5 protein-coding genes are annotated in these 11137 nt (G+C 55.8%); all 5 read left to right on the top strand.

What is annotated here, in order from left to right:
• Positions 1 to 160 precede the first annotated feature (160 nt).
• The 5 genes from GOB94_RS06425 to fucP all read left to right on the top strand — a co-directional run bounded on the left by GOB94_RS06425 (position 161) and on the right by fucP (position 11045).
• Positions 161 to 1438: an efflux RND transporter periplasmic adaptor subunit gene (locus GOB94_RS06425; protein ID WP_182278018.1), complete on the top strand. Its 1278-nt coding sequence runs from the start codon at positions 161 to 163 to the stop codon at positions 1436 to 1438.
• Complete coding sequence (locus GOB94_RS06420; RefSeq protein WP_182278017.1) at positions 1435 to 4740, top strand: efflux RND transporter permease subunit; 3306 nt, start codon at positions 1435 to 1437, stop codon at positions 4738 to 4740. The genes GOB94_RS06425 and GOB94_RS06420 overlap by 4 nt, the downstream gene beginning before the upstream one ends.
• On the top strand, positions 4737 to 7883 hold the full coding sequence (locus GOB94_RS06415; RefSeq protein WP_182278016.1) for an efflux RND transporter permease subunit: 3147 nt from the start codon (positions 4737 to 4739) through the stop codon (positions 7881 to 7883). The genes GOB94_RS06420 and GOB94_RS06415 overlap by 4 nt, the downstream gene beginning before the upstream one ends.
• Complete coding sequence (locus GOB94_RS06410) at positions 7834 to 9426, top strand: efflux transporter outer membrane subunit (RefSeq protein ID WP_346265648.1); 1593 nt, start codon at positions 7834 to 7836, stop codon at positions 9424 to 9426. The genes GOB94_RS06415 and GOB94_RS06410 overlap by 50 nt, the downstream gene beginning before the upstream one ends.
• Before the next feature lie 323 nt (positions 9427 to 9749).
• A complete protein-coding gene (gene fucP, locus GOB94_RS06405; RefSeq protein WP_182278015.1) occupies positions 9750 to 11045 on the top strand; it encodes an L-fucose:H+ symporter permease in 1296 nt (431 codons plus the stop codon).
• Positions 11046 to 11137: the final 92 nt, after the last annotated feature.

The raw sequence follows: 11137 nt of genomic DNA, 5'->3' as shown, positions 1-11137 counted from the left end.
AACTCGCTGCAACTATCCGAGGGTGGTACAACGTCAAACCCTGAGTGCAATAACGTTGCTTGCAGAAGAGTTTCCAGGCAGACCTGATTAGATTGATTCCAACAGGTCCTTGCCATCCTCAGACCTTAAAAATCTAAACCCAATGCACGACACGAGAGACATGTTGCCACCCGATCCGAATGCAGCATCACACCCCGCTCCTGAGATGCAATATCAGGAGCACGAACATCGACCGACACAAAGTAAGGCCGTCAAGGTGATCATTTGGGTCGCGGTATTGGCGGCTTTTGCGGCCGCATACATATTGATTGAGCGGCATAAGACCATCCCTGCGCCGAAGGGCGGCGGGCGCCATGGTGCCATCGGCGGCACCGTGGTTCTGATACCGGCGAAGGCGACCTCTGGCGATATTGGGGTGTACGTCGATGCAATTGGAACGGTGACGCCGGTTTACACGGCCAATATCATCAACCAGGTTCCAGGCCAGGTAACGGCAGTTCATTATGCCGAAGGGCAGATGGTATCGAAGGGAACTCCGCTGGTGGAGATAGACCCGCGACCGTACCAGGCTACGCTGATGGAAGCTGAGGGTACGCTGCAACGTGACCAGGGCTTGTTGGCGCAGGCGCAAATGGATCTTGAGCGCTATAAAGCAGCCTGGGCCAAGAATGCTATTCCCAAGCAGACGCTCGACGACCAAGAGAAGCTGGTGATGCAGGACGAAGGCACGGTGAAGATCGATCAGGGCACCGTACAGTATGACCAGGTTCAGCTATCGTTCTGTCACATTACATCGCCCATTGCGGGCAGGGTGGGATTGCGGTTGGTGGACCCAGGCAACGTGTTGGCTGCGAATGGCACGTCTCCGCTGGCCGTGGTGACGCAGATTCAGCCGATCACGGTGGTCTTTTCTATCCCTGAAGACAGTCTGAGCATCGTTCAACCGGAACTGAAGAAGCATGCCAAACTTACCGTCGATGCGTTGGATCGTAGCAATCAAAATAGCGTTGGCACTGGCACGCTGATCACGCTCGATAACCAAATTGATACGACAACGGGCACCGTCAAAGCGCGGGCGCTCTTTTCAAATACCAATTTAGGTTTGTATCCAAACGAGTTTGTGAACGCGCGACTGCTGGTGAATACCCTGCACAACGCCACGCTGGTTCCGACCTCGGCCATTCAGCATAACGGCACGACGGCCTTTGTCTTTGTCATTGACAACGGCATAGCCCACCTGAAGAACGTTCAAGAGGGGGTGGCTGACGGTGGCAAGACGGCAGTGACAGGGATCAATCCCGGCGATACGGTCGCGGACAGTGGTTTTGAGAAACTCCAAGAGGGTTCGAAGGTCTCCATCTCCTCCGGCAGTGGGGGCAAAAGTGGCGCGTCGTCACTGCCCGCCGCCGATACAACCAGTGGGAGCAGCGCCCCTTGAGTCCTTCACGTCCGTTTATTCTGCGCCCAGTTGCGACGTCGCTGCTGATGGCAGCGATCATGCTGGTCGGCATTGTCTGTTACACGCAGCTGCCGGTTTCGGCGCTGCCTGAAGTCGATTACCCGACAATTCAGGTGCTGACGTTTTATCCCGGCGCCAGCCCCGACGTGGTGGCAACGACTGTAACCGCTCCGTTGGAGCGCCAGTTTGGTGAGTTGCAGGGTTTGAGTCAGATGACCTCCACGAGCTCGGGAGGGACCTCGGTAATCGTCCTGCAATTCAACCTCACATTAGGCATGGATGTTGCTGAGGAAGAGGTGCAGTCGGCGATCAATGCCGGGGCGAATTTGCTGCCAGCGAACTTGCCGGCTCCGCCGATTTACAGCAAGAGCAATCCCGCGGACGCGCCAATTCTCACACTGGCTATTACTTCCGATACGATGCCGCTTTCGTCGGTGGAAGACCTTGTGGACACGCGGCTGTCACCGAAGATTTCGCAGTTGAATGGAGTCGGTTTAGTTTCGATCAGCGGTGGCCAGAAGCCAGCGGTTCGCATTCAGGCCGATCCTCGAAAGCTCTCTTCCTATGGGCTCAACATGGAGGACCTCCGCACGGCGTTGAGCCAGGCCAGCGTGAACGCCGCAAAAGGAAACTTCGATGGTCCCCGGCAGGACTTTCAAATCGATGCCAACGATCAATTGGTGACGAAGGACGACTATAAGCAAGTCGTCGTCGCATACCGCAATGGATCGCCTGTGATGTTGACCGATGTCGCCAACATCGTCGATGGAGTTGAAAACAGCACGCAAGCGGCCTGGATGAATCTGCAACCGGCTGTGATCGTGAATATTCAACGCCAACCGGGTGGCAACACCATCCTCGTTGCCAAGAGTATCAAGGCCCTGTTGCCGCAACTGATCGCTAACCTCCCAGCCGGTATCCATGTCACGACGCTGACAGACCTGACGGTGCCAATTCAAGCATCGATCGATGACGTTGAGTTTGAACTGATGCTCACCATCGGGTTGGTCATCCTGGTTATCTTTCTGTTCCTGCGCAATTTGTACGCCACCATCATTCCAAGCGTTGCTGTGCCGCTATCGCTCGTGGGTACGTTCGCGGCGATGTATGCGCTCGGCTTCAGCATCGACAACCTGTCGATGATGGCGTTGACGATTTCTACGGGCTTTGTGGTGGACGACGCCATCGTGATGGTGGAGAACATTTCACGTTACCTGGAGCTAGGTGAGACGCCCATGCAGGCGGCTTTGAAGGGTGCCGGCGAGATTGGTTTCACGATCATCTCGTTGACGGTCTCATTGATCGCAGTGCTGATTCCGCTGCTGTTCATGGGCGATGTCGTCGGCAGGCTTTTCCGCGAGTTTGCAGTGACGCTCGCTGTGACGATCGTGATCTCTGCGGTGGTTTCGTTGACTCTGACGCCGATGATGGCTTCACGCATTCTCCGTCATGACCCCAAGGAACATGAAGGGCGCTTTTATCAGGCATCGGAACGTGTTTTTGTGAAGATGATTGATTTCTACGGGCGCACGTTGAAAGTGGTGCTCCAACACCAGGGCGTGACGCTCCTTGTGGCATTGGCGACACTCATCGTAACCGTGTATCTGTACATCATCATCCCCAAGGGATTTTTCCCAGTGCAAGACACTGGCGTTATCCAGGGAATTTCGCAGGCGTCCCAGACGATCGGTTCGCAGGATATGGCCAAGAAACAGCAGGAGCTGGCGCAGGTCATCCTGAAAGACCCTGCTGTCGCGAGTCTGTCATCGTTTATTGGAGCTGATGGTGTAAACACGACGCTCAATAGTGGAAGATTCTCTATCAACTTGAAGCCACTGAATGAGCGTGACCTCTCGGCTTCGGATGTGATTCGACGGCTGCAGCACGAGTTGAGTAAGGTGCAAGGCATTGAACTCTACATGCAGCCTGTACAGAACATCACAATTGATGACCGTGTTAGCCGTACTCAATATCAGTACACGCTTGAGGACCCCGATCAGGCGGAGTTGAATCTCTGGACGAGCCGCTTTATAAAAAAGCTGGATACGCTTCCGGAGCTGGAAGATGTGGCGACGGACCAGCAACTGGGCGGCGCAGCCGTGTATTTGACGATCGACCGCGTAACCGCGTCTCGTCTGGGGATCGCACCAACGACTATCGACAACACGCTCTATGACTCGTTTGGCCAACGCCAGATCAACACAATGTACACGCAGCTCAATCAGTACCATGTGATTTTGGAGAGCCTGCCAGCGTTTCAACAGAGCACTAATAGCTTGAACCAGCTATACATTCAAGCGAATGCTGCCTCCGGTACAAGCGGTGCAGCAGCTTCATCGGCCTCAGCGTCTGGCTCCACTTCGGCTGGCTCGAATGCATTGACCAGTTCGGCAAAATACACGCCCTCAGCGGGTACTCTGACGCCGCCGACGAGTGTATTGAGTTATACGCCGACGAATAACCTCGCAAGTAGCTCTGCGGTCGGGAACGCCGTTCCGCTTGGCGCATTTGTGCATGTTCAACAAACGACCGAGCCTCTGTCGATTACGCACCAGGGGCAGTTTCCGGCGATTACGGTGTCCTTCAACCTAGCGCCCGGCGCAGCGCTGGGTGGGGCCATCGACGCGGTGGACAAGGTCCAGGAATCGCTCAAGATGCCCGCGAGCGTGCAGGCGGATTTTGAAGGGACTGCAGCATCATTCCGCAACTCTCTCTCCAATATGCCGCTATTGATCATTGCGGCTCTTGTGACGGTGTACATCGTTCTTGGGGTGCTTTACGAGAGCTTTATCCATCCAATCACGATTTTGTCGACGCTACCTTCGGCCGGCGTCGGCGCTTTTATCTCGCTGATGCTCTTTCATCAGGACCTCAGCGTGGTGGCAATCATTGGCTTGGTGCTGCTCATCGGTATCGTCAAGAAGAACGGCATCATGATGGTGGACTTTGCTCTCGAAGCCGAACGCAAAGAAGGCATGAACGCAACCGACGCTATTTATCAGGCTTGCTTGCTCCGTTTCCGGCCGATCATGATGACGACGATGGCTGCATTACTGGGTGGCATACCGCTGGCATTTGGCTCAGGTATCGGCTCCGAGCTGCGTCGGCCACTTGGTATAACGATGGTTGGAGGCCTGCTGTTTAGTCAGGTCCTCACCCTCTACACGACGCCTGTGATCTACATCTTCTTCGATAACCTGGGCCACCGGTTTGGACGTAAGAAGAAGACGACGGATTCACAACCCGGCGGGCATGAGGCGCTGCCACCGGAGCTGGCATGAGCTTATCCACTCCGTTTATCCATCGACCTGTTGCAACAACGCTGCTGACGGTAGCGATCGCTATTGCTGGCGCCATCGCGTTCACTGTCCTTCCCGTGTCCCCGTTGCCTCAGGTTGACTTCCCGACGATCTCGGTGAGCGCGAGCCTTCCAGGGGCGAGTGCAGAGATCATGGCGTCATCCGTGGCTACGCCTTTGGAACGGCAGTTCGGCCACATCGCCGGTGTTACCGAGATGACATCTTCAAGCGGATTGGGTTCGACGAATATTACGATCCAATTTGATCTGTCACGCAATATCGACGGCGCTGCGCGAGATGTGCAGGCGGCGATCAATGCCGCTCGCACTTACCTGCCAGCCAATTTGCCAAGCAATCCTTCGTACCGCAAGGTGAATCCGGCCGATGCGCCGATCATGATCATTGCATTGACCTCTGGTGAGTATGGCGCCGACAAGATGTACGACGAAGCGTCGACGGTCATTCAGCAAAAACTCTCGCAGATTCAGGGTGTCGGGCAGGTCACTACAGGTGGTGGTGCACTGCCCTCTGTGCGCGTGGAAGTCAATCCGAACAAGCTGGCAGGTTTTGGCTTGACCATGGCCAATCTGCAGTCGATGTTGAGTCTGCAGAATTCAGATTTGGCTCGCGGCCAGATTACCGACGGCAATGTCCGGATGGACATACTCGATAACGATCAGATCTCTCATGCAGTAGACTACAAACCCTTGATTGTGGGTTACAGCAAGGGTGCTGCGGTCCGGTTAGATCAAGTTGCGGATGTCATCGATTCAACGCAGAACATCCTCACGGGCGGCTACCTAAACGGGCAGCGTGCGGTAACGCTCATCATCTTTCGGCAGCCTGGCGCCAACATCATCGATACAGTCGACCGCTTGCGTGCTGCATTGCCCTCGGTTGAGGCGTCCATCCCCAAAGGTATAAAGACAACGGTCGTTCTCGACCGAACCACGACAATCCGAGCTTCGTTGACGGACGTGGAGCAAACCCTGGTGATCTCCATCCTGCTGGTCATCTTTGTGGTTTTTATTTTCCTGCGAAACGGGAAGGCCACTCTGATTCCAGCTGTTGCCGTGCCGGTCTCACTTATTGGCACGTTTGCCGTGATGTATCTGCTTGGCTATAGTCTCGACAATCTGTCCTTGATGGCTTTGACCATTTCCACGGGCTTCGTCGTGGACGACGCGATTGTGGTGATGGAGAACATCACGCGTCATATCGAAGACGGCATGGACGGCTTTGCAGCCGCATTGCTTGGGGCCAAGGAGATAGGTTTTACGGTCGTGTCGATCAGTATTTCGCTGATCGCCGTCTTTATTCCGATCCTGCTGATGGGAGGGATTGTTGGACGGCTCTTCCGTGAGTTTGCTGTGACGCTTTCGACAGCAATTTTGGTCTCGATGGTGATTTCGCTGACGACCACTCCGATGATGTGTGCGTACATCCTAAAAAATGACCACAATAAGGAGCACGGCAAACTCTATCAAGCGACGGAGAACTTTTTTGAGTGGAACAAGCGGGGTTATAGCCGAACGTTGCGTTGGGTGCTGGCCAATCCTGGACTGACTCTTACCGTTCTTGGGCTCACGATTGCACTGAACTTTGTACTTATCGTGAAGCTGCCGAAAGGTTTCTTTCCTCAGCAGGATACAGGTGCGATCTCCGGGGGTATTCAGGGGCCGCAGGATGAATCGTTTCCTGCCATGAATGCCGACCTGCTGAAGATCGTTCGTACCGTAAAGAGTGATCCTGGTGTGCAGAATGTAATTGGGTTTACCGGCGGCGGCGGTGCACTCAACAGCGGTCACATCTACATCACGCTGAAGCCGCTGCAAGAGCGCAAAGTGAGCGCTGAACAGATCATCAATCGAATCAGGCCCAGACTCAACAAAATGCCTGTCGCCTCGACGTTTATGCAGGCGTCGCAGGACCTCCGGATCGGCGGCCGTTCGAGTTCCGCCATGTATCAGTACACCATTCAGGCTGACAACCTGGATGATCTGAATACCTGGGGCCCACGTCTGCTGGCGGAGATGAAGAAGCTTCCCGGCCTTCAGGATGTAAATACCGACCAACAGAATGGTGGACTGGATGATCGCCTTTATTATGACCGGGTAACGGCCGCCAAATTGGGCCAGACGTCGCAGTCGCTAGACCAGGGACTATACAGCGCGTTTGGGCAGTCTGAGGTCTCGGTCATCTATACGCAATTGAACCAATACTATGTGGTGCTTGAATTTGCCCCACAGTACTGGCAGACGCCAGACGGCTTAAAGAGCGTGTACTTCCATTCTGCGGGGACAAGCAGCACGACGAACAGCGGCAATACACCACTGTTCACGATGGCCAAGGCCACACAGGGGACGACCCCCCTTGCGCTCAATCATACGGGGCTGTTCCCTTCGGTGACGGTGTCCTTCAATCTTGGTCCTGGCTATTCGCTGAGCGATGCGACGCTCGAGATAACCCAGATGCAGCAACGGCTTGGAACGCCCCTGACCGTACATGGTTTTTTTGCAGGCACGGCTGCGGCCTACCAGGACTCTCTGAGTACTGAGCCTGTGCTGGTGATTACGGCGCTGTTGGCGGTGTACATTGTGTTGGGAATACTGTACGAGAGTCTGGTACACCCACTTACAATTATCTCGACGCTTCCGTCGGCGAGCGTGGGCGCCATGCTGGCTCTCTTGTTCTTCGGCGTGGATCTTAATGTCATTTCAATCATAGGCATCGTTCTACTGATAGGCATTGTGAAGAAGAATGCGATCATGATGATCGACTTCGCTCTGCAGGCAGAACGCGATCAGGGTCTTTCGACGGAAGAAGCTATCTTTCAAGCGTGCATCCTGCGATTCCGGCCTATCCTCATGACAACGACTGCCGCTCTCTTTGGCGCTCTTCCTCTGGCCTTTGGAACAGGAACAGGATCGGAACTACGTCGTCCTCTAGGCATCACGATTGTTGGCGGCCTCATTGTGAGCCAGCTATTGACGCTCTATACGACACCTGTGGTTTACCTGACATTTGATCGGATTCGGCTGTGGGTAGAAGGCCGCCGTCAGCACGGTTCGCCACATGAAGGAACGCCACACGCCGATGGGGCAGCGCCTTCTGCGATCTCTTGAATTTAATTTATTGGATGCAACGACTATGACGAATCGACGCTATCAGGCAGCAATACTCTCGGCAGTGACAATGCTTGGCACTGCAGGATGCAGAGTCGGGCCTCGGTACAGCGTGCCACCGGCCATTGCCCAGGCACCGCCCGTTGCCTATAAAGAAGCGCCAACCGGCAATGACGACTGGAAGATCGCACAGCCGCAGGATGCCATGCTGCGCGGCAAGTGGTGGGAGATCTACCATGACCCGGACTTGAATGCTCTGGAAGATAAGCTGAACATCGATAACCAGACCATCAAAGTCTACTTCGCGGATTTCATGGAAGCCCGCACGCTGATAGCGCAGGCGCGCTCACAGTACTACCCAACCGTCTCTGTTGGGCCATCCATCTCGCACGGCCAATCGTCGTCAAACCTGGGAAGTGGAACTGTTGGGGCGACGGGTGGTACTGGTGGTTCCACGAATACTACGTTCGAATTGCCGGCTACGGTGTCCTGGGCTCCTGATCTGTGGGGCAAGGTCCGCAATGAGGTCCGCAATGCGCAGTACAACGCTCAGGTAAGCGCGGCCGATCTGGAGAATGAAAAGCTTACCGAAGAGGCCAGCCTCGCCGAATATTACTTTCAGCTGCGTGGGCAGGACGCACTTCTGGATTTGTACAAGCAGACGGTAGCGGCGGATCAAAAGTCGCTGGATCTGGTGCAGGCAAGTTATGATGCTGGGATCGGCACTTACATTTCCGTGGTGGAAGCCAAGAATGTCTTGCAGAACGCACAGGCGGCATATACGAACCTGGGCATTCTGCGCGCGCAGTATGAGCACGCTATTGCCATGCTGACCGGGCAAAGCGCGTCGACCTTTGCGATCGATGCGAAGGCAGTCGATGTGACGGTGCCTCTGATTCCAGTTGGCCTGCCGTCGCAACTGCTGGAGCGCCGACCAGACATTGCAGCGGCTGAACGTACCATGGCGGCTGCCAATGCGGAGATCGGAGTTGCATACGCTGCGTATTATCCTACGGTGACTCTGAGTACGACTGGCGGGTTTGAGAGCTCCGCCTTCACCAAGCTGCTGGACTGGTCGAGCCGTTTCTGGTCAGTCGGGCCATCTGTCAGTGAAACTGTCTTCGACGCTGGTCTACGCCGTGCGGAGATCCGGCAGTATGAATCTATCTATAACGCTGATGTCGCCAGTTATCGACAGGCTGTACTTGCAGCGGTACAAAACGTAGAGGACGAACTCGCCGCCGAACGGATTCTGACCACGCAGCTTGGCCAGCAGGAGGCGGCTGAACAGTCTGCTCAGGAGTATGTGAAGCTGGAGCAGGGCCGCTACGACACTGGTGTCGATCCTTACGTGGATGTAATGACAGCACAGTTGACGCTGCTGACTGATCAGCAGGCACTGGTCACGCTGCGCACCAACCGGATGACGGCTTCCGTCTCGTTGATAGAGGCGTTGGGTGGCGGTTGGGATGTTTCTCAGTTGCCGACGCCGGCTGTGGTCTCGAAGAAGATCGGCAAGAACGAGATCAAGAAGACGAACTGAGGGCAGTTTCTACTCCGTACGACTACGGTGCGGCGAGGAGTGGTTGACAACTGCATTTTGCAGCCGTTAGGGTTCAGATGCCAGTAAGTTAACACTAAAGTTAGCGGATATAGCCTGGTCGGAATTCTGAACTCATGAGCGAAGATGCGACGGCGATTCTGGCTGAGTGGAGCGCCAATCCGAGCGGGTTCACCAAGATTATGGTTCAATTCGCATAACTCTCGCGACAGTCGCGTTAGGGAGAACGGATGCATCTCGCCCCCAATTCCACGAGCCAACGCACCAAGTCTAGTCATCGAACTTCAATCTTCCCCAGCAAGGGGATGCTTGCGTTTCTGCTGACGACGATTGTGTTCTTCGTTTGGGGAATGTCGAACAACCTGACCGACATCCTGGTGCAGCAGTTCAAGAAGAGCTTTGAGCTGAGCTTGCTGCAGGCGCAACTGGTGCAGACGGCGAACTTTTTTGCGTACTTCGTGATGGCGACGCCAGCGGCGCTGCTGAGCCGGCGGTTTGGGTACAAGGTGGCCCTGGTGGTGGGGCTGGTGACGTTCGGTGTGGGAACGCTGCTGTTCTGGCCGGCGGCGGTGATTGGGCAGTACACGCCGTTCCTGATCGCCATCTTCATTGTGGGGACGGGCGCGTCGATCCTGGAGACCTCGGCCAATCCTCTGATTGCGCAGTTCGGCGATCCGGAGACGAGCGAGCAACGGCTGAACTTCGCGCAGGCGTTCAATCCTCCGGGGACGATTGTGGGGGTGATCGTGGGGACGCTGTTCATCTTCTCCGGTGTGGAGAAGTCTCCGGTTCAGGTGGCTGCGATGAAGGCGCAGGGGACGTATGCGGCGTACCTGCATTCGGAGATCCTGCGAGTGGTGCCGACGTATGTGGCGATTGGTGCGGTGGTGCTGGTGCTGGCGCTGCTGTTGAGCAGGGCAGAGTTTCCGCAGAGCCTGGACTCGAATGAGCTTGCTGGTTATCCATCGCAGGTTTCGCAGCCGCACAAGGGAGCTTATGGGCGGCTGTTTCGCAATGGGCGGCTGATGTTTGCGGTGGTGGCGCAGTTCTTCTATGTCGGTGCGCAGGTTGGGGTGTGGAGCACCCTTATCCCCTACCTGAAGGCGTATACGACTGTGGGCGACCGGCCGGCTGGGTACTTCCTGACGGCGACGCTGGTGGCCTTTGCCGCGGGGCGGGTGATTTCCACGCCGCTGATGCGGTATGTGAGCCCGGCGAAGATGGTCGGGGTGTATGCGCTGATCAATGTACTGCTGCTGGTGGGTGTCGTTGCACATCCGGGGATGAGCGGGGCGATTGCGATCCTGGTGGTGAGCCTGTTCATGTCGGTGATGTATCCGACGATCTTCGCGCTGGGCGTGAAGGGGCTGGGTGATGACACCAAGCTCGCCGGGAGCCTGCTGGTGATGGCGATACTGGGCGGGGCGATCTTTCCGCCGGCGATGGGATGGATCTCACGGCTGAGTGGGAGTGTTGCACTGGGCTATCTGCTCCCGGCGGCGGCGTTCATGGTGGTGGCTCTGTTCTCGTTCCTGGTGCCGAGGCTGACGGACCTCACGGTGAGCCGACACTCGGTGGAGATTGCGCCGCAGAGCCTGTAGAGACCCCACCCCTCCCCCCCGGATACTTTTTGATCGAAAATATTGAAGGGGAGCTGGTTAGTGGTGGACTTGTGAAGGTCTGATCCACGACG

The sequence above is a fragment of the Granulicella sp. 5B5 genome, from assembly GCF_014083945.1.
GTDB lineage: Bacteria > Acidobacteriota > Terriglobia > Terriglobales > Acidobacteriaceae > Granulicella.
Note: the sequence above shows the minus strand (reverse complement) of the source record. Positions and strands in the feature narration are given on the sequence as shown.

Bases quoted from the DNA above. Each gene is read 5' to 3' on its own strand.
- GOB94_RS06410 (WP_346265648.1), top strand. From the start codon at position 7,834: ATGAAGGAACGCCACACGCCGATGGGGCAGCGCCTTCTGCGATCTCTT.
- GOB94_RS06415 (WP_182278016.1), top strand. From the start codon at position 4,737: ATGAGCTTATCCACTCCGTTTATCCATCGACCTGTTGCAACAACGCTG.
- fucP (WP_182278015.1), top strand. From the start codon at position 9,750: ATGCTTGCGTTTCTGCTGACGACGATTGTGTTCTTCGTTTGGGGAATG.
- GOB94_RS06425 (WP_182278018.1), top strand. From the start codon at position 161: ATGTTGCCACCCGATCCGAATGCAGCATCACACCCCGCTCCTGAGATG.